This window comes from Rhizobium sp. 25PS6 (assembly GCF_032464655.1).
GTDB lineage: Bacteria > Pseudomonadota > Alphaproteobacteria > Rhizobiales > Rhizobiaceae > Rhizobium > Rhizobium laguerreae.
The window spans coordinates 41,750-65,708 of record NZ_JAWDIV010000020.1 but is presented as its reverse complement, the minus strand read 5'-3'; the positions used below and the strand labels follow the sequence as shown (position 1 = coordinate 65,708).

Below are 23,959 nucleotides of genomic sequence, written 5' to 3'. Positions count from 1 at the left end.
ATTGTGGCCGTTGAAAGGCATCTCCTTCGCGCTATCTGGCTGATCGGCGGGACTTTTCCGCCGATCCCTCAGCCCGGCTAACCTCAGCGGGAGACTGCCTTATGGCGATCATCGTCACCTCCATCTTCTTCATCATCATCGGGCTCACACTCGGCGGCGGCGGGCTCTGGCTCGTCACGCTCGGCGGCAGCGTCTTCTATCTGTTCGCCGGGCTGATGTTCCTGATTACCGCCGGGCTGCTGTTGATGCGCAAGGCTGTGGCGCTCTGGGTCTATGCAGTGCTCGTCGTCGCAGCACTCGCCTGGGCGATTTGGGAGGTCGGCTTCGACTGGTGGCAGCTTGGCCCGCGCGGCGGCATGATCATCCTGCTCGGGCTCTGGCTGCTGACACCATGGATTCGCCGGCCGCTCGGCCTGCGCAGCCCGACCGGCATCACTTACGCCGCCAACCCCTGGCCGCTTGCCGTGCCCGTCGTTCTCGCCATCCTGGTCGCCCTTTATTCGATGACGACAGACCCGCATGATCTTGCCGGCGAGCTGCCGAAGGATACGGTCGCCGCCCAACCCGCCTTCGGCGGCAGCGTGCCGGATGGCGAATGGCATCAATACGGCCGCACGCCATTCGGCCAGCGCTACTCGCCACTCGACCAGATCACCGCCGAAAACGTCTCCACCCTCAAGGAAGCGTGGCGATACCAGACCGGCGACGTCAAGCGGCCGGACGATGTCGGCGAGACGACCTATCAGGTGACGCCGCTCAAGGTGAAGGACACGCTCTATCTCTGCACGCCGCACAACTGGGCGATCGCGCTCGACGCCAAGACCGGCAAGGAGAAATGGAAATACGACTCCAACTCCGGCATGAACCCCGACCGGCAGCATCAGACCTGCCGCGGCGTCACCTATTATGCCGATCCAACTGTCGCCGCCGGCCAGCCCTGCGCCGAGCGTGTCTACCTGCCGACCTCGGATGCCCGGCTGATCGCGCTCGATGCGGCAGACGGAAAGGTCTGCACCAGCTTTGCCGACCAGGGCGTGCTGCATCTGGAAACCGGCATGCGCTACAATCCGGCCGGCTATTATTATTCTACGTCGCCGCCGGTCGCGGTGGCGGGCAAGATCATCGTCGGCGGGGCGGTGAACGACAATTATTCGACCGAGGAACAATCCGGCGTCATCCGCGCCTTCGACATCAACACCGGCGCGCTGGTCTGGAACTGGGATTCGGGCAATCCCGACGTGACGACGCCGATCACCGAGGGCCAGACCTATACGACCAACTCGCCGAACAGCTGGTCGGTTTTCAGCGTCGACGAGGCACTCGGCATGGTCTACATCCCGCTCGGCAACCAGGTGCCCGACCAGATCGGCATCAATCGCAGCGAGAATGTCGAGAAATTCTCGTCTTCGATCGTCGCGCTCGATATCGCCACCGGCCAGCTGCGCTGGGTGCGCCAGACGGTGCATCACGATCTCTGGGACATGGATGTCCCGGCCCAGCCGGCGCTGATCGACCTGACCAAGCAGGACGGCACGACCGTTCCCGCCCTCGTCGGCCCGACCAAGCAGGGCGATATCTATGTGCTCGACCGGCGCAGCGGCGAGCCGATCATCCCGGTCAAGGAAATACCAGCGCCAGGCGGCGCGGTCTCGGGCGATCATACCGCGCCGACACAGCCGATCTCGGACCTCACCTTCTCGCCCGAGCCTCTCCAGGAAAAGGACATGTGGGGCGTGTCGCTGTTTGATCAGATGGCCTGCCGCATCGACTTCCACCGCTACCACTATGAGGGCCGCTATACGCCGCCTTCGCTTAAAGGGACGATCGTCTATCCCGGCAATTTCGGCACCTTCAACTGGGGCTCGGTGGCGGTCGACCCGGAGCGGCAGATCATGTTCGGCATGCCGACCTATCTCGCCTTCACCTCGCGGCTGGTGCCGGCCGCCGATATTCCGCCGAGAGGCCAGGACGAGAAGGGCAGCGAACAGGGGCTGAACCGTAATGACGGCGCGCCCTACGGCGTCTTCATGGGTCCCTTCCTCGGACTGCTGCAGATCCCCTGCCAGGCGCCGCCATGGGGTTATGTCGCGGGCGTCGACCTGCGCACCGGCAAGATCGCCTATATGCACAAGAACGGCACCGTGCGCGACATGACGCCATTGCCCCTGCCCTTCAAGGTCGGCGTGCCCGGCATCGGCGGGCCGATGCTGACCAAGGGCGGCGTCGCTTTTCTCGGTGCTGCGGTCGATAACTACCTGCGCGCCTACGACGTGACCAACGGACGAGAGATCTGGAAGGCGCGGCTTCCGGCCGGCGGCCAGGCGACGCCAATGACCTATACGACCGATGACAACAAGCAATATGTCGTCATGGTCGCCGGCGGCCACGGCTCGGTCGGCACCAAGCCCGGCGATTATGTGATCGCCTATACGTTGCCGTGACGTGAAGCTTCCCGCAAGCTCTGCGCAGGTTTGCCGCGCCATTCTCTCCCCGTTTTTCGGGGAGAGTTTTTATGGAAATTTCCAGTAATATTCGCAACTATTACGGCATCGGCGGCCTTTTCGATCAGCCGGCCAAATCCAAGAATCAGCAGACGGCGGATTTCACGAAAACGGCCTCCAATGCCGCGCCCGGCCTCGAACCGAGCAGCACGCCGCCGTCGATCGCCAATACCATGTGGGCCCTTCAAAGCGCTGAAGGCCCTTATATCAACCCGCCTTCCGAGGAAGAAGTGGCGGCAAGGGCGGCGCATAATTCCCTGGTCGACGAATTCTCCAAATGGGGAAACATGACGCCGGCGGAATACATCCGGGCCCGCTACCTCGAGCAGCACGATCTGTCCGAAGCCGATCTGGCCGCCATGCCGGCCGACCAGCGCGCCGCGATCGAGAAGGAAATCGCCGACCAGATCAAGCGCGAGATGGCCGGCATCGAGGATGACGGCACCGAGACGGTGGACGACGTACCGGCTGCTTGAGCTGGAGCATTTCGAATTGCCCGCATTTGAGAAAGACCCCTCCCCAACCCCTCCCCACAAGGGGGAGGGGCTGCCGTGTGGCGCCCGTTGCATTTCATTCCTGACGGTGCAGCGTGTGGCAGCGTATTTTGGTGGCAGGATCTCGCCTCAGGTTAATCCCTCCCCCTTGTGGGGAGGGGTTGGGGAGGGGTTTTCCGACGCGAACCGGACAGCTGTCGATGATGCCCTTCACATTTTCCTGGTTCACACCATCTCGACGATCATGCGGCCGACTTCGGCAAAGACCGGGTTGAGCTCCTTTACCGGCACGGTCGTCTCGCTGATATAGACGGCGGCGACGATCGGGCCGCGATCCGGCGGCCAGATCACCGCGATATCGCCGAGTGATCCATTCGGGCCGGTGCCGGTCTTGTCGCCGACCTTCCAATCCGCAGGCAGGCCGGCCCTGAGCCGTTCCTTGCCTGTCGTGCTCGCCACCAGCCAGGCGATCAGCCTGTCCGAGGAGGCCTCGGTGAGCACCGAGCCGAGCGTCAGATTGCCGAGCGTGTCGAGCATCGCATCCGGTGTCGTCGTGTCGCGCGGATCACTCTTCCTGCCCTCGTTCAGCGTCGGCTCGGTACGGTCGAGACGCGTCGTGCCGTCACCGATCGAGCGCAGCCAATCGGTCAACCCCGCCGGACCGCCGAAACTTTCGAGCAGCAGATTGCCGGCAGTGTTGTCGCTGACGGTCACCGCCGCCTCGCAGAGTTCGGCAAGGGTCATGCCATCGGTTCCGGCGTGTTTTTCGCTGATCGGCGAATAATCGACGAGCTTGTCCCTGCCGTAGCTCACCCGCCGGCCGAGGTTCTCCTCGCCCTTGTCGGTCCGGGCAAGCACGAAAGCGGCGGCCAGCGCCTTGAAGGTGCTGCACATCGGAAATGCCTCGCTGCCGCGATAGCCGAAGGAGATGCTCGTCTCGGTATCGAGCACGGAGACGCCGAGACGGCCGCCGGTGCGTTTTTCCAAAGCGGCAAGGCGATGTTCAATATTGTCCTCGCCCTCGCCTGCACTCCCCTTGGCCCCCTCCTCGGCATTGGCTCGAAGCGTCAGCACGGGTAGGCACAATGCCGAGCCGATCAGCATGCGGCGGGTCAGACTGAGATCCATGAAATCCTCCGGCGAATCAGGAGGACAGAGCTAAGCAGCGATTGCGGCGGCATCTCGTCCCCGCGGCGACCTTTGTCGTCCGCCGAGCGATGTTAATCGTCCATCGAGCGATCTTGTCGTCCGCCGCGCGTCTCCGCCCGCCCGATCATGCGGCGCGGGTGACCTCGACCGTCACATGCGACAGTTCTCCCAGCGCCGAGAGCCTGCCCTTGTAGAAAGCCGGGTCGCGCGGCTGCGAGGTGAGAACGGCGACGATCGCGGCATGATGGCCGGGGCCGACCTGCCAGACATGCAGATCGGTGATCCGGTCATCCTCCGTCTCGATGGCGCCGCGGATTTCCGCTGGCAGCGTCTCGCCTTCGGGAACGACGTCGAGAAGAACGCCGCCCGAGGATCTCATCAGGCTCCAGGACCAATTGGCGATCACCAGCCCGCCGACGATGCCCATCAGGGGATCGAGCCAGAGCCAGCCGTAGAGACTACCGAGCGTCAGCGCCGCGATGGCGAGCACGGAGGTCAGGGCATCGGCGATGACATGCAGATAGGCGGCGCGGATATTGTTGTCGCCGGTCTTTGCGTGATGGGCATGGTCGCCATGTCCGTGATGATGATGGCTATGGGCATGCCCGTGATGCGCATGATTGCCATGCGCGACATGGCCGCCGCCGGCCAGCAGCCAGGCGCTCACCAGATTGACGGCAAGGCCGATCACCGCCACGGCGATTGCCTGGGCAAAGCCGATCGGCACAGGATTGGACAGGCGCAGCAGGCTCTCCCAAGCCATCAGCAGGGCGATCAGCGCGAGGACGATGGCGCTGGCGAAGCCGGCGAGATCGCCGAGCTTGCCTGTGCCGAAGGTGAAACGCGGATTGCGCGCCTGCCGGCGGGCGAAGAGATAGGCGAGCGCGGAAATCAGCAGTGCGCTGGCATGTGTCGACATGTGCCAGCCATCGGCGACGAGCGCCATCGAGCCGTAGATGGTGCCCGCGGCGATTTCCGACACCATCATCACCGCCGTCAGCGCGATCACCAGCCAGATGCGCCGCTCGTTGCGCGCATGATCGGTGCCGAGGAAGACGTGATCATGTTCCAGGGCATCAATTCCAGCTTTGTCGATTCCGGCACTCATGACAGGCTCCTTCGTCGCCGCGCTTAGAGCGGTTCAGCGTTTCATGAAAACGCATAACCGCTCTAAGGTTTTGTTTTTACGCAATTCTCGGCAAAATCGCTTCGCGCTTTGCCGGGGAAAACCGCTTCACACTTTTCCCGGAATTGCTCTAGCGCATATAGGTTCTCAAGACTTCCGATATTTCCTCGACCGCCTCTGCCCTTGCCGCATCGTCAGCGGCATTCAGCACATGCTCACGCAGGTGATCGTCCAGCACCTCGCCGGTCAGCCCGGTCAGGGCGCCGCGGATCGAAGCGAGCAGTTGCAGGATCTCGCCGCAGGGACGCTCGGCCTCGAGCGCGCGCTCGACCGCCTCCATCTGCCCCTTCAGGCGGCTGATGCGGGCGACGAGCTTCTTTTTCTGCAGTGTGGTATGGGACATGACAGGTTCTCATATAGTATAGGGGGGTATGCTATCAAGACTGAAGCCGGAGCTCAATGCCATGTTGGGGCTCCGAACCCCATTGACAAAGGCTGCGTTTCCGACGATCTATGACCGATGATCGAAAACGCGCACCAGAGCCGCTCGTATTTTTGGCTGTACCTGTAAAGGGCGGCCGGACAAGATCATATTGTCAACAAGCCGCCGTCAGGCGGCTTTGTTGTATCGGCAGCGTCCTGACGGCAGACTATCAAAGGACGCGAAGACCATGACCGAAATCGAAGACAGCGAAATTTCACTGATGCGCCCATCGGTGGTGACCATCCGTGCCGCCAAGCCGCGCGACCTGCCCGAGCTCGGCGAGATGATCGCCCTGCTTGCCGCCCATCACGGCGATGCGGCTGCCACTACGCCGGAGCAGCTGGAGCGCGACCTCTTCGGGCCCCTGCCCTGGATCAATGCGCTCGTCGCCGAGACCAGCGAAGGGCTGATCGGCTACGCCATTCTCGTACCGCTCTACAGGGCGCAGGAAGGCAAGCGCGGCATGGACCTGCACCATCTCTTCGTGCGCGACGGCCATCGCGGTCACGGCACCGGCCAGCTCCTCGTCGACCGGGCGCGCGAGACCGCCCGCAATGCCGGCTGCGGCTACCTCTCCGTCAGCGCCGCGACCGGAAACGTGCTGGCGCACCGCTTCTACGAACAGCTGGATTTCATCCCGCGTCCGGTGACCGGCATGCGCTACCTGCAGTCGATTACTTAAAGCGCATCGCGATCTTCCAGATTCGCGTGATCAATCCTTTTGAGTTTTATTTTTGTAAGGAGCTTTTCATGCCTGACTTCAAACTCCATTGCTTCGCTCTCTCGGGGAATTGTTACAAGGTCGCACTCTTCTTTGCTCTCGCCGGCATCAAGTGGGAAAGCATTTTCGTTGATTATCTGGGCGGCGAAACGCGAACTGAAGAATGGCGAAAAACCATCAACGAACAGGGCGAAGCGCCTGTGCTCGAACATGGGCAAATGAAGATCAGCCAATCGGGTATTATCCTGGACTACTTGTCAGAGGTGACAGGCCAGTTTGGCGCGCAGACGGCCGAAGAACGACGCGACGTCATGCGCTGGATCCTTTTCGACAACCATAAATTCACGAGCTATTACGCGACGCTGAGGTTCATGTATGGCCTGCAGAAGAGCGGCGAGACACCCGTCGTCGAGTTTTTAAGACTGAGGGCTAAAGCTGCCTATGCAATTGTTGACGAACATCTGGCGCACCGGGCCTTCATGGTCGGCGACCGGGTGACGATCGCCGACCTCTCTCTGGCGGGCTACGTCTTCATGCCGGAGGAAACCGGAATCGATCACAGCGCCTATCCGGCAATCGCAGCCTGGAAAGATCGTATCAGCAACATGCCCGGCTGGCGCCATCCCTATGATCTCATGCCTGGTCCTACATCCCTGTAAGCAGGATCGAGATCGGCTTTCGGAAAATGCAGCGCCCTTTTATCCCGCAAAACCACTGCACATTTTTGCCCGACATGCTTTAACGCCCCGGCACCGCCTTCAGATAGGCGGCGATCGCCTCGCGATCGGAGGCCGCCAGGCGGGCGATGTTCTGCTGCACATCGACCATCTGGCCGCCGACGGAATCGAAATCGGGCGTGAAGCCGGTTTCGAGGTAGCTCACGATATCGGCTTCGCTCCAGCTGCCGATGCTCTCGGAGGCCGGGGTGATATCGGGTATGCGGCCCTTGCCTTCCGGATTGGGCGCGCCGGCAAGCCACTGATCCGCCTTGAAGCCGCCGAGCGCATCACGCGGCGTATGGCATTCGCCGCAATGGCCGGGGCCTTCGACGAGATATTGCCCGCGCTTGATCTTGTCGTCGCTCTTTGCCAGGGCGACGCGCGGCTGGTCGTTGAGATAGAGGAATTTCCAGCCGCCGAGCGCCAGCCGGATGTTGTAAGGGAATGGCAGGTCATGCGGCGGCGCGACGTTTGCGCTCTTCGGCAGGGTTTTCAGGAAGGCGAAAAGATCGTTGACGTCCTTGTCGCTCATGCGGGAATAGGAGCCATAGGGGAAGGACGGATAGAGATGCTGCCCGCCCGGGCCGACGCCCCGCTTCATCGCGTTGCCGAACTCAGCAAGTGTCCAGCCGCCGATACCGGCCGTTTCATCGGGTGAGATGTTCGGCACATGGAAGGTCCCGAAGGGGCTCTTCAGCGCCAGGCCGCCTGCAAGTGTCAGCTTGGCATCGCCTTCGGAACCGGGTGCAGCATGACAGCTGACGCAGCCGCCCGCCCAGAAAACCATCTGGCCGTTTGCCAGGTCGGGCGCGCCGAGACCCGCCCAATGGCTCTCCGGCAGCGGATCGGGTGCGGTGACGAGATAGAAGGCGCCCCCGCCGAGGACGGCGACGCCGATCAGACAGAGCAGTACCCGGATGAACCTGCGGACCATGCGCCGCCTCCCCTGTTGTCAACATTTCCCTGCAGTCGATCCCGCGACCGGTCCGCGCAGGCGGAGAATAAGGCGATCCGCGCCGGCGGCAAGGCTGGCGCGGATCGAGTATCCAGATGAAAACGGCCTATCGCTCACTTGCCGAGGCGATAGGCCTTGTGACAGCCGGCGCAATTGGCGCCGAGCGTGTTCATCGTCGCACCAATGGCTGCGGGATCGGCCGGAAGCTGAGCCAGCGCGGTTTCGGCATCAGCAGAGAGTTTGGCGGCGCGCGCCTTGAAGTCGTCCATGTTTTCCCAAATCTTCGGGCTCGCTGCCTCGTCGCCGGTCTCCGTGCCCGGCTTGAACTGGTCGGGGAAGACCTTGGCCGTTGTGGCGATCGTCGTCAGCGCCGCCTTCACCGCTTCGGCGTCATACGGCTTGGTGCCTTTGGCGATGGCTGCTAAGGCCCCGGCCGAACCGCCGATCTGCTTCATCAACGCAACCCGCGAATCATGGGTGCCGTCGGCGGCGGTCACCGAACCGAAGGCCATGCCGGCCATGGCTACGGCCGCCGCTGCTGCTTTCCAATTCATATTGCTCTCCCTTTTTCCTCGGCCAAGCTGGCCGATGGCCAATCTGCACCGGCAGCATGACAAAATCCATGCTTCTGGGCAGTCACGTTTTGCCGGATCATCATAAAAACAATGTGATAGGCAGTTCTCTGCTTTATGCACGTCGTTATCCCGGAACCGCTGCACACTTCCGGGCGACATGCAGTGGCGCTCAAGCGCTTTTCCACCCCTGCCAGAGGCTGAAGGCGGAGACCGCAACCAGCAGCAGTCCGGCGAAGCGGCCGACAAAGGCCGTGACATCAGGGTTGGCGACGAGCAAGTCGCGGCTGCGGCCGGCCGTCATCGCCAGCGTGCCGTAGATGGCAAACTGGGTGACGACGGTCATGGCGCCCATGATCAGCCCCTGCATCCAGATGGGGCCATATTCCGGCCTGAGGAACTGCGGATAGACGGCAAACATGAAAATATAGGCCTTCGGATTGACCAGACAGGTGACGGCGCCCTGGCGGAAGGCGCGCCAGCCGGAGCGCGCGGTTCCCGGCCCGACCGCCTCGACGGTGATCGAACTGCGGATCAGCGAGATGCCGATCCAGATCATGTAGGCGACGCCGGCAAAGAGCAGCACGTTGAAAAACTGCGGCAGCATGGTGACGAGCACGCCGACGCCGGCCGCGCCATAGGCCGAATGCACCGCGCCGCCGGCCATGATGCCGCCGGTCGCCGCCAGCCCGCGTTTGACGCCGCCGGTCAGCGAATTGGCGAGCACGAAGAGCATGTCCATGCCCGGCACGATGATGATGCCGAAGAGAAGGGTGAAGAAGAGCCAGAGGTTTTCATGGTAGTTCATGTCAGTTACCGCCTTGGGTTCTGCGGGTCGTTTTGAAAGACCCTGATTGATTTCAATCCGATAGACGGCTCTATACGCAAACCCAACTGACAGTGTATTGTCAGGAGCGTGGCGGATGGAGAGGTAAAATGCGCAAGGCCTCCAGGCTTTTCGAGATCATTCAGATCCTCAGGCTGGCAAGAAAGCCGATGACGGCGGCAACGATGGCGGAGACGCTCGAAGTGACTGTGCGCTCGATCTATCGCGACATCGCCGCGCTTCAGGCAATGCGGGTGCCGATCGAAGGCGGGCGCGGTATCGGCTACATCATGCGGCCGGGTTTCGACCTGCCGCCGCTGATGTTCTCGATCGAGGAGATGGAGGCGATCGTGCTGTCGCTGGCGCTGCTCGAACGGACGGCCGACGAGGAGCTGAAACAGGCCGCGCGCCGGGTCAACCGGAAGATATCAGGCGCCGTGCCGGCGCCGCTGCGCCAGGCGATGGACAACAAGGCGCTTTATGCCTGGGGCTCGATTGCGCAGCCGGCAGGCTTCGACCTTGCGATCGTGCGCCGCGCGATCCGTGACGAACGCAAGCTGATGCTCGGTTACCGCGACGAACTCGGCCGCGCGAGCGAGAGGACGATCCGGCCGGTCGCGCTGATCTATTATTCGCAGACCGCCAATATCGTCGCCTGGTGCGAACTGCGCCAGGCGATCCGCAATTTCCGCAGCGACCGGGTGGAGCGCTGCGCAACAGCTGAGGATTTCTTCAAGGGCGACGGCGACCGGTTGCGGGAACTTTGGACCAGCGGTTGGACGGAGAAACCGATCGCCGTCTAGCTGTTCACCCAATCGCGATTATTCAGAGCGACATGCCGCCCGAAACCTCGATGCGCTGGGCATTGACCCAACGGTTGGCATCGCTCAACAGGGAGGCGATCATCGGCCCTATATCGTCGGGCACACCGGCGCGGCCGAGTGCGGTCATAGAAGCGACTGCACGGTTGATCTCCGGATTGTCCCTCACCATGCCGCCGCTGAAATCGGTCTCGATGGCGCCCGGGGCGACGGTGTTGACGGCAATGCCGCGGGGGCCAAGCTCCTTGGCCATGTAGCGCGTCAGCACCTCGACTGCACCCTTCATCGAGCCATAGGCCGATGCGCCAACCATGGCCATGCGGGCAAGACCGCTGGAGAGGTTGACGATGCGGCCGCCGTCCTCGATCACCGGCAGGAGCTTCTGCGTGAGGAAAAAGACGCCCTTGAAATGCAGGTTGTAAAGCTTGTCCATTTCCGCCTCGGTTGTCTCCGAAATCGGGGCGTGGTAGCTGGTGCCGGCATTGTTGACGAGAAAGTCGAAGTGCTCACGCCCCCAGCCCTTGAGGATCTCGCGAACACTTTCGACAAAGGCATCGAACGCCGCCACGTTGCCGGCGTCAAGTTGAAGTGCGGCGGCCTTGCGGCCCAGCGCCTCGATCTCAGCGACGACCTTCTCCGCCTCGTCGCGGTTCGAGTTGTAGGTCAAGATCACATCGACGCCGCTCCTTGCCAGATGGACGACCGTATTGCGGCCCAGGCCGCGGCTTCCGCCGGTTACGATTGCGATTTTCGAGGTTGAATTCTGGTTAGGCATTTCAGGTACTCCTGATGTTTTGATAGACCAGTTTATGCGCCGCAAGCTTGGAATCCTGAATGCCGAAACCCTGCAATTTCTTGCCTATTCCTCCAAACGCCTTGCCCAGCCGGGCCGAGGGATTAAGATCATCCTCACCGGCGCGGCAGACCGACCCCGCGTTCACTGGAGACTAAGATGTCCGCAGATCTGAAGCAGGCGCTCAATGGGTACATGGATGCACATGGCGGAGGTGACGGGCTCTTTGCCACCACTATCGACGGTCTTTTCCTGATGCGTTCCAGCACTCTCTCCATGCCGAAACCGGCGATCTACCGACCGGCGCTCTGCATCATCGTCGATGGCGCCAAGCAGCTCATGTTCGGAGGCCGGCTTTTCGATTACGAAGCGATGCAAGCGCTGATCATCAGCGTCGAGATGCCGGCTTTCGGACAGGTGACGAAAGCCAGTGCCGAACGGCCGATGATCGCCATCAACCTGGAACTCGACGTCACTATTCTACGCGAGGTGCTGGAGGAGATGGATGCACCGCCGAGGCCGGCAGGCGACGGCGGGCCGGGTGTTTTCGTACAAGAATTCGGCCCTGAACTGCAGGATTGCATACTGAGACTGATCCGGACCCTCGCAACGCCCGGGGCAATCCCGATCCTTCCTCCGACAATCATGCGAGAGATCAGTTTCTGGTTGCTTTCTGGAGAAAACGGCGATCAGGTCTGCAAGCTTGCGTTGCCGGACAGCCATACGCGCCGCGTGGCCGAGGCCATCTACTTGTTGCGCGGTAATTTTGCGGACGCCGTCCGGGTGGAAAAGCTTGCGGCGGCAGCCAAGATGAGCCCTTCCTCCTTCCATCAGCATTTCAAAATGCTGACCTCGATGACGCCGCTGCAGTATCAGAAGCAGTTGCGGCTACTCGAGGCCCGGCGGCTGATGGTGACCGATGGGTTCAACGCCGCAAACGCGGCCTATCAGGTGGGTTATGAGAGCGCCTCCCAGTTCAGCCGCGAATATGCCCGCATGTTCGGGACACCACCGAAGCGCGACATCAGTGAAATCAAGGCGATGCCGGTTGAGCCGGCAATCAGCTAGATGGAAAGCGTGCGGCTCACCTCGCGGCCGAAGCCGCGGATTTCGATGCTGGAGGCATGGACCTCGACGATCGCGAAGGCGTTTTCCATCTCGGTGTCGACGACGCCCTTGAAATTGACGAAGTGGCAGCCGCCGGCCAAGCCGTAATTGCCGACGTGGTCGTGGCCGTTGAGATAGGCGACGACATTGCTGGTGGAGGCGAGCAGCGCGACGATGCGCTCGCTGTCCCACATGCCGTGCTCGCTGGGCGGATGCACCGGATAGTGATTCATGACAATCACCTTCTCGCCGGCCTCGGCCGCTTTTGCGATTTCATCGCCGAGCCAGGCAAACTGCTCGTCGCTCAGCGCGGCATTCCAGCGATGGGCATTCCTCGCACCTTTTGCCTGCAGCTCCGCCAGCATCTCGGCGGCAAGGGCGCGATGATGATGGCCTTCTGGCGGCGCGAAGATGCTGACCTCGTTGCCGTCGAGCACGATAAAGCGCCAGCCGTGGCGCAAGAAGCTGTAATAGGGCGACGGCATGCCGAGACGCGCCGCGACTTCGGACAGGTGCCCCGACGAGACCGAGAAATCGTGATTGCCGAGCAGGAAGAGCGCCTCGTGCCTCAGCCTGCCGTAGACCGGCAGGATATCGTCGAAGCTTGAAAAGCTGCGGTCGATGACATCGCCGAGCGTCATGACGAAGCTCAGTTCCTCACCGTTGAAGATCTCGATCGCCTCGGCGACTTTGGCGAGGCTGTTGGCGTAATAACGATCCATGGCCACATGCGGCGCGATCGCCGCATATTGCGGGTCGGCGATGATGCCGAAGCGGAACAGGGGAGAAGCAGAGGAAGACATGGGGCGTGATTAGGAGCGGCCGATGACAGGCATGTGACGGCTTCGCGTGAAAACAAAACACCCGGCGCTTTGGACGCGCCGGGTGTCAAATTCAAAAAGGCAGACGACATCGCCGCCATGGCGGCGAGCCTGGTGCCGCCTACTTCGTGGCTTCTTCGTAACGTTCCAGGACGTAGTCCCAGTTGATCAGGCTATCGACGAAGGCCTCGAGATATTTCGGGCGGGCGTTGCGATAGTCGATGTAGTAGGAGTGTTCCCAGACGTCGACGCCGAGGATCGGGGTGGCGCCGTGAACGAGCGGGTTTTCGCCGTTCGGGGTCTTGGAGATTTCGAGCTTGCCGTTCTTGACGGAAACCCAGGCCCAGCCGGAGCCGAACTGGGTGGCGCCGGCATTGGCGAAATCGGCCTTGAACTTGTCGTAGCCGCCAAGATCGGACGTAAAGGCCGCTTCGAGCTTGCCCGGCAGCTTGTCGCCGCCGCCGCCCTTCTTCATCCACTTCCAGAAATGGATGTGGTTGTAGTGCTGGGCAGCGTTGTTGAAGAGGCCGGCATTGGTGCCGAAGGACTTCTTGACGACGTCTTCGAGCGACAGGTCCGAAAGACCGGCTTCGGCGGCGAGCTTGTTGCCGTTGTCGACATAGGCCTTGTGGTGCTTGTCGTGGTGGAACTCCAGCGTTTCCTTCGACATGAAGGGAGCAAGCGCTTCGTAGTCATAGGGAAGTTCAGGCAATTCGAAAGCCATGTCAGATCTCCTCTTGGCAATAGATTGCGTCTCGGCAGGTGAGGCGGAACATAGGAGGGGAAAGGGGGAGAGGCAACCGGCGAATTATCAAAAAACAACCGTCCGGAGGAAAATTTGCCTCAGTTGCGGGGTTGGAGTCGTGCGTAGAAATCGCCTGGGCAAATCAATGGGAATACCCGCCGCGAAAACCACTTTGCCTATTATGGAGATCAACGGAGACCCGATATGAACAGGAATATAATCCAGCCTCTCGCCACAGCTGCGCTGCTTTTGCTGGCAGGTGTGGCGCATGCCTCCTCCGATGACGCCTGGAAGCAGCTCGCCGCCGACGTCGAGGCCAAATGCAAGAAGGCAGCGGTCACGATCGAGAAGCCCAGCGCCACCGTCGATCCCTTCGGCAGCTCGCATTACGGGCTTGCCCTAGTGACAGGCAAGCCGAAGGGCGCCAAGGGGCTGATCGCCCAGATCTGCGTCTACGACAAGCAAAAGAAGACCGTCGAGATCGGCAGCGAACTGGACGCCAAGACGCTTGGTCTGACGCCGGCAAAATAGGCGGCCAGGGAATGCGCACAGGCGCCCCCAAAGCGGTCGCAGGTGAGAATCTGTGCCTTGCGTCACATTTCGTGGGGAACCGGAGCCTCCCTTAGGAGTTGAAAGGCTGGGCTTTACGGCGGATCGCGCTATTTCATGGGAGCGCAGAACCGCTGAAATCTTTTGTTTTATGCAATTCCTGGAAAACCGCTTTTCACTTTTCCTGGAATTTTCTGGGGAGATGCCGGCATGTCAGAGCTTCGCAGCAGCGCGGAAGATCAGCAAAAAATCTATCAGCGCTGGGCACCGGTCTATGACCGGGTCTATCGCGGCATCCTGCGCGATGGCCACCGCAAGCTTGCAGCCCTGGCCGCTGCGGCCGGCACCGACATCCTGGAGATCGGCGTCGGCACCGGCCTGACGCTCGGGCATTACCCGCGCCACTGCCGGGTGACCGGCATCGACATTTCCAAACACATGATCGCGCGGGCGCGTGAAAAGGCGACACGCGAAAACTTTGAGCATGTGCAGGCGCTGGAGGTGATGGATGCGCATGCGCTCACCTTTGCCGACCGGTCTTTCGATGCGGTCTGCCTGCCCTTCGTCATCACCCTCATCCCCGAACCCGAACGGGCGCTGGACGAATGCGCCAGGGTGCTGAGGCCGGGCGGCGAGATCATCCTCGCCAGCAAGCTTGGCGACGGCTCCGGTCTGCAGGGCGCAATCGAGACGGCGGTGGCGCCGCTGGTGCGTCACATCGGCTGGTCCTCCGCCTTCCGCATTCACCGCATCGTCGCCTGGGCCGAGCGCCGCGGTGACTTTGCCGCTGCCGATATCCTGCCGGTCTTTCCGAACGGCTTCTTCAAGATCATCCGGCTGAAGCAGCGCGGGCTTGCCGGCTGAGACCGGAAATTTTTTCCCCGCGTCGCTTATTCTGATGCTACCGTTCGTCTGAGGGGACTGCATGACATCGGATTTCTTCTTTTTCATCGTCGTGGGTTTCTGCGCGCAGATCGTCGACGGCGCACTCGGCATGGCCTTCGGCGTGCTGTCGACGACGAGCCTTCTCGCCTTCGGGGTGCCGGCGGCCAATGCCAGCGCCATGACGCATGTGGCGGAAATGTTCACCACCGCCGCCTCGGGCATCTCGCATGCCTATCACCGCAACGTCGACTGGCGCCTGGTGGCGCGGCTCGCACCGGCAGGCATGATCGGCGGCGCGATCGGGGCCTATCTGCTTTCCAATATCGACGGCAAGGTGATCGAGCCCTTCGTGTCGGCCTATCTGATCGCGATCGGGCTGGTGATTCTCTACAAGGCGTTTCGGCCGCCGCCGAAGCGGGATGTTCGCGACTGGATGGTGCCGCCGGTCGGGCTTTTCGGCGGCGTGCTCGATGCGATCGGCGGCGGCGGCTGGGGGCCGATCGTCACCAGTTCGCTCGTCAGCCGCGGCCACGACCTGAAGCGGGTGATCGGCTCGACCAATTTCACCGAATTCGCGGTGACGCTGACGATTTCCCTGACCTTCATCCTGACGCTCGGCTGGTCGGAACTCGATTCGGCGATCGGCCTGATCATCGGCGGCGTCATTGCCGCCCCCTTCGGCGCGATCCTCGTCAAACGGCTGCCGGTGCAGCCGCTGATGGTGGCGGTGTCGATGATCATCATCGGCACTTCGGCGATGCGGCTCCTGTAAAGACAGGGCGATCACAGCCTCGGCCGGAGTTACAGATTTCGGCCGAAATAGACATCCACGGAGGCGATCTTGTCGCCGCGGAAGCGAAAGCTCTCTATGTTGCGGAAGCTGCCGCCATCCCGTTTTTCGGCACGGTAGCGGACGACCGCCTCGTCGCCGTCGATCGCCAGGAATTCGATGTCAAAGCCGCGGAAGACCGGCTCCTTCGGCCAGCAGCGCTCGAAATAAGTCGCCCGGTCGATGTGGTCGTCACGCGGGCTGGAGAAGGTGAAATCCTCCGTCAACATGGAGCCGACGATATCCTTGCGGTCGTCGAGATAGGCGGCGTAGAGATGACGGACGGTCTGTTCTCGGGATGTGCGCATGTCGCTCATGGCAATGTCCTCAGATTAACCGATTGCATCATGCAATCGGTTAAGTTCTAGCACTTTCGTCCGGGACGGTCCACAGGCGATCGATGCCCGAAGCCGTCTTGAAGGATGGGCCATAGCGCGGTTATATCAGCACGTGCCCGCCCTGGAACGGCGAGCGCATGCACCGCTACGGCCTATTCGCTCGACCTCGAAAAGCTCGATCTTCAGGACAGTTTCATCCGCGCCGATTTCCTCGCCGCGGCAACGTGCACATCATTTCATCAGGCGCGGCGGAACCCGTGCTTCCAGATCAATGCCAGGGCCGAGAGAATGACCGATACGCAGTGGGACGCCAGCGCCAGGCCGGGCTCGATCTACTGGAAGCGCAATCTGACGATCTCGCTGATCGGCTCCTTTACCACGATCGTGGCGATGACGCTGCTGCTTCCCTTCCTGCCGCTTTATGTCGAGGAACTCGGCGTCAGCGACCATGCTGACATCGTGCAATGGTCGGGCATCGCCTATGGCGCCACCTTCTTCGCCGCGGCTCTGGTCGCGCCGCTCTGGGGCCGGCTCGGCGACATCTACGGCCGCAAGCTGATGCTGGTGCGCGCCAGCCTCGGCATGACGCTAGCGATCTCGCTGATGGGCATGGCTGGCAATGTCTGGCAGCTGGTGGCGCTGCGCCTCTTCGTCGGGCTTGCCGGTGGCTATGCCTCCGGCTCGATGGTGCTGGTGGCGACGCAGACGCCGAAGGATCGTTCGGCCTGGGCGCTCGGCGTTCTGTCTTCCGGCATCATGGCCGGCAATCTCGTCGGGCCGCTCATCGGCGGCGCACTGCCGCCGATCATCGGCATCCGCGGCACGTTCCTCGCCGCCGGCGGCATGATCTTCCTCGCCTTCCTCGCCACGGCCTTCCTGATCAAGGAGGAAAAATCGCCGGCCCGCAAAAAGGCGGCCAAGGCCAGCGGCGGCTGGAAATCCATTGCCGACAAGCGGCCCGTCATCGCCATGCTGGCGACCGGCATGCTCTTGATGTTTGCCAATATGTCGATCGAGCCGATCATCACCGTCTATGTCGCGCAGCTGGTGCCCGTCGAATCCCAAGTGACGATGGTATCAGGCGTTGTCATGTCGGCCGCCGCCCTCGGCAGCATCCTGTCAGCCTCATGGCTCGGCAAGCTCGCCGACAGGATCGGCCACTGGCCGGTGATTTCAGGCGCGCTCGCCGTCGCCGGCCTGCTGCTGATCCCGCAAGCCTTCGTCACCAGCGCCTGGCAGCTGATTATCCTGCGTTTCCTGATGGGTGTGGCACTCGGCGGGCTGCTGCCCTGCATCGCCGCGGTCATCCGCCACAGCGTGCCGGATAGTGCGGCCGGCAGCATTCTCGGGCTTTCGATTTCCTCGCAATATGTCGGCCAGGTGGCCGGCCCCATCCTTGGCGGTTTTGTCGGCGGCCATATCGGCATGCGGGCGGTGTTCCTCGGCACCTCGGTGCTGCTTCTCGCCGGTGCGGCCTATGCCTGGGTAGTCCGGCCGAGGGATACGGAGACCCGGGACTCGACCTAAGGATTATTGGCGCTTCCGCAGATCAGCTCGACGCCTGACCGGGCAATCGCTTCCAATACCTCGCGGCTGTCGCCGGCGCGGGCGCGGACGGCGAGCGAATGCATGACGGCGGAGGCGAGCCTGGCAAGCATCTGCGGATCGGCGCTTTCCGGAAGCTCGCCTCTTTCCACGCCAAGCCGCATGCGCTTCTCGATCTTGTCGTCGAAATCGTTGAGGCTGCGGCCGAGCACCTCGCGGACCCGCTCATGCTGGACCGCCTCGGCCGACGCCGTGCCGATCAGCAAACAGCCGCGGGCGGCGGTTTCACCATGCAGATAGATCGCCAGCGCACCGGCATAAACGCGGGCGATGTTGTCGCGCAGCGGCAGTGACGGGTCGAGCGCCTCGGCGAGCGTATTCATGCCGTCCTGCCGATACCCCTCCAGCGTATCGAGATAGAGATCCTCCTTGTCGCCGAAGGCGCCGTAGAGGCTCGGGCGGTTGAGGTTGGTCGCAGCGCTCAGATTGTCGAGCGAGGCGGCGGCAAACCCCCTGTCCCAGAAGACATCGCGCGCCTTGCCGAGCGCCGCCTTGGCGTCGAAGGCCCTCGGGCGGCCACGCTTCTTCTCGTCTTTCATATTTGTACCGTTTCGCATTAAATTCTTGACGAGAGTTATTTTATGCGAAACAGTACAGATATTCAACGCTATCGACGGGCGGCATTGACTGCCTCCCCAAGGAGAGGAAACCGCAATGAAACTTTACATGCACGCCGCGGCCTGCTCGCTTTCGCCGCACATTATCTGCCGGGAGCTGGGGCTCGATATCGAGCTCGTCCAGGTCGACCGGCAAACCCACAGGACGAGCACCGGCGAGGATTATCTCGCGATCAACGGCAACGGCTATGTGCCGACGCTGATGCTCGACGATGGCAAGGTGCTGACCGAGGGGCCGGCGATCGTGCAGTTCCTCGCCGACAGCGTGCCCGAAGGGGCAGCCCTATTGCCTGAGGTCGGCAACATTCGCCGCAACGAGGTGCAATCCTATCTGAACTTCATCACCGCCGAGCTGCACAAGCCGATGGTGTTGCTCTTCAATCCGATTTATTCCAGCGTTCATGGAGAGGTCCGCGCGCTGATATCGAAGCGGCTGACATGGCTGAACGGCCGTCTTGCCGGACCCTATCTCACCGGCGATGCCTTCACGGTGGCGGATGCCTATCTCTTCGTCTGCCTGAACTGGTCGCCCTGGACCGATATCGATCTCAAGCAATGGCCGGCGCTGCACGGCTTCATGGCGCGGGTGGCGGCACGGCCGAATGTGCGCGAGGCGCTGCAGGCCGAAGACCTCGAAGCCTTCGATGCCGACGGCGTCTATTTCGCGCCGCATGCCTATCTCGCTTCGTCAGGACGGACGGGCGAGCCGGTCAGGCCGTAAACCCCGGGTCGCGCCCGCACGCATCCCGCGCCTGGACGACCTTCAGAGGGCGCTGACCGCCACCGGCAAAGCGCGCTTATGGGCGGTCGCCCGATAGGCGGCGAGGATGCGGCGGCGGGCAATCTCGCCGACCGGCTTGCCTTCGAGGAAATCGTCGATTTCGTCATAGCTGACGCCATAGGCCTCCTCGTCGGGACGCAGCGGCCGCTGGTCCTCGAGATCGGCGGTCGGCACCTTGAACACCAGTTCGTCCGGGGCGCCGAGCCGCTTTGCCAGCAGGCGGACGCGGCGCTTGTTGAGGCCGGCGAGCGGCAGGATATCGGCTGCGCCATCGCCGAACTTGGTAAAGAAGCCCATGACCGCCTCGGCCGCATGATCGGTGCCGATGACGAGGCTGCCAAGCGCCCCGGCAAGGGCGAACTGGGCGATCATGCGCTGGCGCGCCTTGATATTGCCGAGGATGAAATCCTGACGGCCGGCATCGGCAAAGGCGAGACCGCCGTCCTGCGCGGCGGCAAGCATCGCGTCCGCCGACGCTTTGATGTTGACCGCCATCGAGCGGTCGGCGCCGATCGTTTCCAGCGCCTTCACCGCATCGGCCTCGTCCGCCTGGACACCATAGGGAAGGCGCACGGCAATGAATTCGGCCGCATGCCCGCTTTCCCGCAGCTCGCGCACCGCCTTTTGGGCCAGCAGTGCTGCCGTCAGCGAATCGACGCCGCCGCTGATGCCGAGGACGTAGCCGCGCATGCCCGAGGCGACGAGATAATCCTTGAGGAAAGCGGTTCGCCGTTCGATCTCCCGCTCAGGGTCGATATCGGCGGCAACACCCAGTTCGCGGATGATCTCGCCTTGTTCGTCGAACAGCACAGTCATAAGCCACTTCCTCCCCGCTTACGGAATTTCGGCGCCACTATGGCGAAAAGATGGGGGAGGACGAAGCCGTTTTGGGCAAACCTGCCATGCATTTTATGCAAGTGGGCGGCTTGGTATCTCTCGGTAGGATGTGCGGCACCCCCCTCTGCCCTGCGCTTGCGCTCCGGGCGTTCGTCGCGGCAATCGATTCACTGGATCGATTGCTTCGGCTTCGCCGAACCGCTGCTCACTCTTCGCTTTCGCTGCGGCCGTGGGCCCAGTCCATGTAGAGATCCAGCGCCTTGCGGGTGACCGGGCCTTCCTGGAGATCGCGGTCGTCGAGACGGATGACGCCGACGACTTTGGAATAGTTGCCGGTGGTGAAGATCTCGTCGGCTTGCATGAAATCCTCGACGGAGAGTGTTGCTTCGTGCACGTCGAAACCGGCCTTGCGCAGCAGGCCAATGACGCGGGCGCGGGTGATGCCGGCGAGGAAGGTTCGGTTGGCGGCCGGCGTCATCACTACGCCGTCCTTGACCATAAAGACGTTCGAAGAAGCGGTTTCGACGACGTTGCCGTTCAAGTCGCGCACCAGCGCATTGTCGAAGCCGCGGCTGCGCGCTTCGGCGATCATGCGGCCGCTGTTTGGATAGAGCGAGCCGGTCTTCGCCTCGGTCATCGCCGTTTCCGGCGACGGGCGGCGGTAGGGCGAGACGGTGAGGCTGGTGCCGCCATGGCCACCCATCGGCGCCTCGAACAGGCAGAGCGCGAAGCGGGTTGAGTCCCCATCGACCGAGACGACGCTGCCCGGCGAACCGTGCTCGCCCCAATACATCGGCTTGATGTAGATCGGTGTGGCGCCATCGAATTTCGCGACGCCTTCCCAGGCAAGTGCCACAATCTCCTCGGCTGATTTCACCGGCTTCAAGCCCATGGCGAGCGCCGAGCGGTTGATGCGCTGGCAGTGCAGGTCGAGATCCGGCGCGATGCCGTCGAACCAGCGGGCGCCGTCGAAGACCGTGGAGCCGAGCCACATGGCATGCGAGGTCGGTCCGATCAGCGGCGGATTGCCCGGGAGCCACTCCCCGTCGACATGAGTCCAAGTGGTTGAACGGGGTGATGTATCGACGGCCATGATGGTTTCCTCCTGAAGCCGGAGAAGGAAAAACCGCCGCGGCAAGCCGGGTCAAGAACAAATCCCGAGCGGAAACACGGAAGCAAGAAAATGCCGAGGAATGGCGCCAGGCCGCAATATTCGTGCGCAGCGATGGCAGCTTCATCGATGGGTGCATCAGCAAAAATGATGGAATGGAATGTTGGAATAGCTGCCTGCCGCATGCGATGATGGGTGGAACCGCCGCTTAAGAGCGGCGCATCGACTTGATCCATGCTAGGCTCTTAAGCTCTTTTTTATGCATGTCGTTATCCCGGAACCGCTGCACATTTCCGGGCGACATGCATTCGGCAGCAAGGGAAGACGCCGATGAAAGCCATGTTTTACGAAGCCTTCGAACAGGCGCCGGAGATCCGTACCGTTGCCGATCCGACGCCTGCCGAGGACGGGGTCGTCATATCCGTCGGCGCCAGCGGGCTCTGCCGCAGCGACTGGCACGGCTGGATGGGGCACGATCCCGACATTCGCCTGCCACATGTGCCGGGACACGAGCTTGCCGGGCGGATCGTCGCCACCGGCCGCGGCGTGATGCGCTTCAAGGTGGGCGATCGGGTGACCGTGCCTTTCGTTTCCGGCTGCGGCCATTGCGGAGAGTGCCATTCCGGCAACCAGCAGGTCTGCCCGAACCAGTTCCAGCCGGGTTTCACCCATTGGGGCTCGTTTGCCGAATATGTGGCGATCGATTATGCCGATACCAATCTGGTGCACCTGCCCGATACGATCGACGATGCGACGGCGGCAAGCCTCGGTTGCCGCTTCGCCACCTCGTTTCGCGCCGTCGCCGACCAGGCGCGCACCGGGCCCGGCGAATGGATCGCCGTGCATGGCTGCGGCGGTGTCGGCCTGTCGGCGATCATGATTGCCACCGCGCTCGGAGCGAATGCGATCGGCATCGATATTTCGGAAGAGAAACTCGCCTTTGCGCGGGAGTGCGGGGCGGTGGCGACGGTCAATGCCTCCGGCGTCGCCGACGTTGCCGAGGCGGTGCGCGAGATCACCAAGGGCGGCGCGCATGTCTCGATCGACGCGCTCGGCCATCCCGTCACCTGCTTCAACTCGATCAAGAACCTGCGTAGGCGCGGGCGGCACGTGCAGGTGGGACTGATGCTCGGCGAGCATGCGACGCCGTCGATTCCGATGGCGCAGGTGATCGGCCACGAGCTGGAAATCTACGGCAGCCACGGCATGCAGGCCTGGCGCTACGATGCCATGCTGGCGATGCTTTCAGCTGGAAAGATCGCGCCGCAGAAGCTGATCGGACGCCGCATCAGCCTCGAGGAGGCCGTGCCGGCGCTGATGGCGCTCGACAAGGCTGAGGCCACGGGGATCAGCGTGATCACCCGGTTTTCATGAAGCGATGCCGCCCTGCCCGCCGGTGGCGCGCAATGGTGAGGAGCAAACGGGATTCGTCCGATGTCTTGCTTCTGCTGAGAAGAAGGGAACCAAGGCGCTGCCACGAATCTCTTCCCCCCAGCGGGGAGAAGAGGGAGCCAGGACCTTATTGAGCCAGCCCGATCGAGGCGAGATACGCAGCAGACGCCGGGATCTTCGACTTGTCCTTGATCTCGATGATGAGGCGCGGATTGCTTTCGAGCTTGGCAAGGGCCGCGAAGACCGCATGCCAGCGGATCGTGCCTTCGCCGAGGCTCCAGTGGCGGTCGGCATATCCGTCGGCATCCTGCAGGTGGACATGCTGGAGGCGATTGCCGGCGGCCTTGACGTAATAATCGACCGGCGGCGCACCGGTATAGCCATGGGCATAATGGGCGTGGCCGGTATCGATCGAGACGGCGACGGCGGGCGAGTTGAAGCTTTCGGCTAGCGCCACGCGAATATGCGGATCCTTGTCCTCGATGTTCTCGATGACCATGGTGCAGCCGATATCCTCGGCGCGCCTGACGGCGTCGCGCAGGGTCATGTGCGTGCGCTCGAGCAAGGCTTCGCGGGCGCCGGCATTGTCATCGAGATTGTTGTAGGACCAGGACGTATAAGGGCTGTGGATGACCATATGGGTCGCGCCGATGGCAGCGCAGACATCGAGGCCCTGCAGCAGGCGCCGGGAGACGATGGCGCGGATATCGGGATCTTCCGAGGCGATGGTGAAGCCCCAGAACGGGCCGTGAATGCCGAGGCGGCCGCCATGACCGTCGAGAAGCCGCCTGGTGCGGGCGGCAAGCGGCGCCCAGTCGCCGTTCAGAACCTCGGCATCGATGAAGCTCTGCAATTCGAGATCGCGGGACTTTTCGAAGAGCCAATCACGGTGAAGTTCGACTTCATCGAGCGTCATGGCGGCGCCGACGACAGGAAGAGAGGACATGGATGCGCTCCATCAATGTGAATGATCTGCCGGGACGGCGTGGAAGGACGGCCCCAAGAACGGCCGCCGCGTTCTATGCGCCCGTTCTGTGTCGGCGGTATTACAGGCGCCGAGCCTTTCGAACTCCTCCGGCCTCAGTCATTTCCGCATAGCTGATGCGGCATTGGCGGGCCTTGCGAAAACGCCCCGAAGTACCGATATCGGCCCCGACAGTCTCGTGACGCAGTGGCGCGCG

General features: G+C 62.4%; 27 protein-coding genes. 12 read left to right on the top strand and 15 right to left on the bottom strand.

Annotated elements, in window-relative coordinates; all coding sequences use genetic code 11:
* The first annotated feature begins 101 nt into the window (after positions 1–101).
* Positions 102–2,441, top strand: a complete 2,340-nt coding sequence (locus RWK44_RS26105) for a glucose/quinate/shikimate family membrane-bound PQQ-dependent dehydrogenase (protein ID WP_131665891.1) — start codon at positions 102–104, stop codon at positions 2,439–2,441.
* Between the two features lie 71 nt (positions 2,442–2,512).
* Positions 2,513–2,977, top strand: a complete 465-nt coding sequence (locus RWK44_RS26100) for an AraC family transcriptional regulator (RefSeq protein WP_131665890.1) — start codon at positions 2,513–2,515, stop codon at positions 2,975–2,977.
* 243 nt (positions 2,978–3,220) lie between these two features.
* On the opposite strand, the gene bla is transcribed toward RWK44_RS26100, so the two are convergent.
* The 3 genes from bla to dmeR form a co-directional block, all read right to left on the bottom strand.
* Positions 3,221–4,123 (bottom strand): class A beta-lactamase, encoded by a 903-nt coding sequence (gene bla, locus RWK44_RS26095; protein WP_168285063.1) that lies wholly within the window; start codon positions 4,121–4,123, stop codon positions 3,221–3,223.
* A gap of 145 nt (positions 4,124–4,268) precedes the next feature.
* On the bottom strand, positions 4,269–5,252 hold the full coding sequence (gene dmeF, locus RWK44_RS26090; RefSeq protein WP_168285062.1) for a CDF family Co(II)/Ni(II) efflux transporter DmeF: 984 nt from the start codon (positions 5,250–5,252) through the stop codon (positions 4,269–4,271).
* A gap of 148 nt (positions 5,253–5,400) precedes the next feature.
* On the bottom strand, positions 5,401–5,673 hold the full coding sequence (dmeR, locus tag RWK44_RS26085) for a Ni(II)/Co(II)-sensing transcriptional repressor DmeR (RefSeq protein WP_003546569.1): 273 nt from the start codon (positions 5,671–5,673) through the stop codon (positions 5,401–5,403).
* 268 nt (positions 5,674–5,941) lie between these two features.
* Here dmeR and RWK44_RS26080 point away from each other — a divergent pair, with 268 nt between their 5' ends.
* On the top strand, positions 5,942–6,436 hold the full coding sequence (locus RWK44_RS26080; RefSeq protein WP_131665887.1) for a GNAT family N-acetyltransferase: 495 nt from the start codon (positions 5,942–5,944) through the stop codon (positions 6,434–6,436).
* Between the two features lie 68 nt (positions 6,437–6,504).
* Complete coding sequence (locus tag RWK44_RS26075) at positions 6,505–7,134, top strand: glutathione S-transferase family protein (RefSeq protein ID WP_077975986.1); 630 nt, start codon at positions 6,505–6,507, stop codon at positions 7,132–7,134.
* 79 nt (positions 7,135–7,213) lie between these two features.
* Here the strand turns inward: RWK44_RS26075 and RWK44_RS26070 are convergent, their stop codons facing one another.
* From RWK44_RS26070 to RWK44_RS26060, 3 genes are all read right to left on the bottom strand, one after another.
* Positions 7,214–8,128 carry a cytochrome c gene (locus RWK44_RS26070; RefSeq protein WP_221985846.1) on the bottom strand — a complete coding sequence of 305 codons (915 nt, stop codon included), beginning with the start codon at positions 8,126–8,128 and terminating at the stop codon, positions 7,214–7,216.
* A 134-nt stretch (positions 8,129–8,262) separates the two neighbouring features.
* Positions 8,263–8,703 (bottom strand): c-type cytochrome, encoded by a 441-nt coding sequence (locus RWK44_RS26065; protein WP_017959595.1) that lies wholly within the window; start codon positions 8,701–8,703, stop codon positions 8,263–8,265.
* A gap of 190 nt (positions 8,704–8,893) precedes the next feature.
* A complete protein-coding gene (locus RWK44_RS26060) occupies positions 8,894–9,529 on the bottom strand; it encodes a LysE family translocator (RefSeq protein WP_017959594.1) in 636 nt (211 codons plus the stop codon).
* Between the two features lie 128 nt (positions 9,530–9,657).
* Between RWK44_RS26060 and RWK44_RS26055 the strand changes: the two genes are divergently transcribed.
* Positions 9,658–10,350, top strand: coding sequence for a helix-turn-helix transcriptional regulator (locus RWK44_RS26055; protein WP_012756619.1), 693 nt, complete (start codon positions 9,658–9,660; stop codon positions 10,348–10,350).
* A 22-nt stretch (positions 10,351–10,372) separates the two neighbouring features.
* Here the strand turns inward: RWK44_RS26055 and RWK44_RS26050 are convergent, their stop codons facing one another.
* On the bottom strand, positions 10,373–11,143 hold the full coding sequence (locus RWK44_RS26050; RefSeq protein WP_316029588.1) for an SDR family NAD(P)-dependent oxidoreductase: 771 nt from the start codon (positions 11,141–11,143) through the stop codon (positions 10,373–10,375).
* Positions 11,144–11,320: 177 nt separating this feature from the next.
* Here RWK44_RS26050 and RWK44_RS26045 point away from each other — a divergent pair, with 177 nt between their 5' ends.
* The gene (locus RWK44_RS26045; protein WP_316029587.1) at positions 11,321–12,229 is read left to right on the top strand and encodes an AraC family transcriptional regulator; all 909 of its coding nucleotides are present in this window, start codon (positions 11,321–11,323) and stop codon (positions 12,227–12,229) included.
* Here RWK44_RS26045 and RWK44_RS26040 read toward each other — a convergent pair.
* Both RWK44_RS26040 and RWK44_RS26035 read right to left on the bottom strand, forming a co-directional pair.
* Positions 12,226–13,071, bottom strand: a complete 846-nt coding sequence (locus tag RWK44_RS26040) for a metallophosphoesterase (RefSeq protein ID WP_221947534.1) — start codon at positions 13,069–13,071, stop codon at positions 12,226–12,228. The genes RWK44_RS26045 and RWK44_RS26040 overlap by 4 nt on opposite strands.
* Before the next feature lie 139 nt (positions 13,072–13,210).
* A complete protein-coding gene (locus RWK44_RS26035) occupies positions 13,211–13,813 on the bottom strand; it encodes a superoxide dismutase (protein ID WP_316029586.1) in 603 nt (200 codons plus the stop codon).
* 225 nt (positions 13,814–14,038) lie between these two features.
* Between RWK44_RS26035 and RWK44_RS26030 the strand changes: the two genes are divergently transcribed.
* The 3 genes from RWK44_RS26030 (at position 14,039) to RWK44_RS26020 (ending at position 16,040) form a co-directional block, all read left to right on the top strand.
* The gene (locus RWK44_RS26030) at positions 14,039–14,365 is read left to right on the top strand and encodes a hypothetical protein (protein ID WP_027665080.1); all 327 of its coding nucleotides are present in this window, start codon (positions 14,039–14,041) and stop codon (positions 14,363–14,365) included.
* A 228-nt stretch (positions 14,366–14,593) separates the two neighbouring features.
* A complete protein-coding gene (locus tag RWK44_RS26025) occupies positions 14,594–15,247 on the top strand; it encodes a class I SAM-dependent methyltransferase (protein WP_221947533.1) in 654 nt (217 codons plus the stop codon).
* Positions 15,248–15,308: 61 nt separating this feature from the next.
* Positions 15,309–16,040: a sulfite exporter TauE/SafE family protein gene (locus RWK44_RS26020; RefSeq protein WP_221947532.1), complete on the top strand. Its 732-nt coding sequence runs from the start codon at positions 15,309–15,311 to the stop codon at positions 16,038–16,040.
* 29 nt (positions 16,041–16,069) lie between these two features.
* Here RWK44_RS26020 and RWK44_RS26015 read toward each other — a convergent pair whose 3' ends face one another.
* A complete protein-coding gene (locus tag RWK44_RS26015; protein WP_168285055.1) occupies positions 16,070–16,414 on the bottom strand; it encodes a nuclear transport factor 2 family protein in 345 nt (114 codons plus the stop codon).
* 309 nt (positions 16,415–16,723) lie between these two features.
* Between RWK44_RS26015 and RWK44_RS26010 the strand changes: the two genes are divergently transcribed.
* On the top strand, positions 16,724–17,962 hold the full coding sequence (locus RWK44_RS26010; RefSeq protein WP_168258159.1) for a multidrug efflux MFS transporter: 1,239 nt from the start codon (positions 16,724–16,726) through the stop codon (positions 17,960–17,962).
* Here RWK44_RS26010 and RWK44_RS26005 read toward each other — a convergent pair.
* On the bottom strand, positions 17,959–18,579 hold the full coding sequence (locus tag RWK44_RS26005; RefSeq protein ID WP_168285054.1) for a TetR/AcrR family transcriptional regulator: 621 nt from the start codon (positions 18,577–18,579) through the stop codon (positions 17,959–17,961). The genes RWK44_RS26010 and RWK44_RS26005 overlap by 4 nt on opposite strands.
* Before the next feature lie 115 nt (positions 18,580–18,694).
* Here RWK44_RS26005 and gstA point away from each other — a divergent pair, with 115 nt between their 5' ends.
* Positions 18,695–19,378: a glutathione transferase GstA gene (gene gstA, locus RWK44_RS26000; protein WP_168285053.1), complete on the top strand. Its 684-nt coding sequence runs from the start codon at positions 18,695–18,697 to the stop codon at positions 19,376–19,378.
* 42 nt (positions 19,379–19,420) lie between these two features.
* Here the strand turns inward: gstA and nadE are convergent, their stop codons facing one another.
* The 3 genes from nadE to RWK44_RS25985 form a co-directional block, all read right to left on the bottom strand.
* Positions 19,421–20,254, bottom strand: a complete 834-nt coding sequence (gene nadE / locus RWK44_RS25995; protein WP_168285052.1) for an ammonia-dependent NAD(+) synthetase — start codon at positions 20,252–20,254, stop codon at positions 19,421–19,423.
* Positions 20,255–20,480: 226 nt separating this feature from the next.
* Positions 20,481–21,368: a branched-chain amino acid aminotransferase gene (locus RWK44_RS25990; RefSeq protein WP_168285051.1), complete on the bottom strand. Its 888-nt coding sequence runs from the start codon at positions 21,366–21,368 to the stop codon at positions 20,481–20,483.
* Positions 21,290–21,622 (bottom strand): hypothetical protein, encoded by a 333-nt coding sequence (locus RWK44_RS25985; protein ID WP_168285050.1) that lies wholly within the window; start codon positions 21,620–21,622, stop codon positions 21,290–21,292. Before RWK44_RS25985 ends, RWK44_RS25990 begins: the two co-directional genes overlap by 79 nt.
* A gap of 94 nt (positions 21,623–21,716) precedes the next feature.
* On the opposite strand from RWK44_RS25985, the gene RWK44_RS25980 reads away from it, so the two are divergent.
* On the top strand, positions 21,717–22,760 hold the full coding sequence (locus tag RWK44_RS25980) for a zinc-dependent alcohol dehydrogenase family protein (protein ID WP_168285049.1): 1,044 nt from the start codon (positions 21,717–21,719) through the stop codon (positions 22,758–22,760).
* A gap of 145 nt (positions 22,761–22,905) precedes the next feature.
* On the opposite strand, the gene RWK44_RS25975 is transcribed toward RWK44_RS25980, so the two are convergent.
* The gene (locus RWK44_RS25975; RefSeq protein ID WP_168285048.1) at positions 22,906–23,724 is read right to left on the bottom strand and encodes a sugar phosphate isomerase/epimerase family protein; all 819 of its coding nucleotides are present in this window, start codon (positions 23,722–23,724) and stop codon (positions 22,906–22,908) included.
* Positions 23,725–23,959 lie beyond the last annotated feature (235 nt).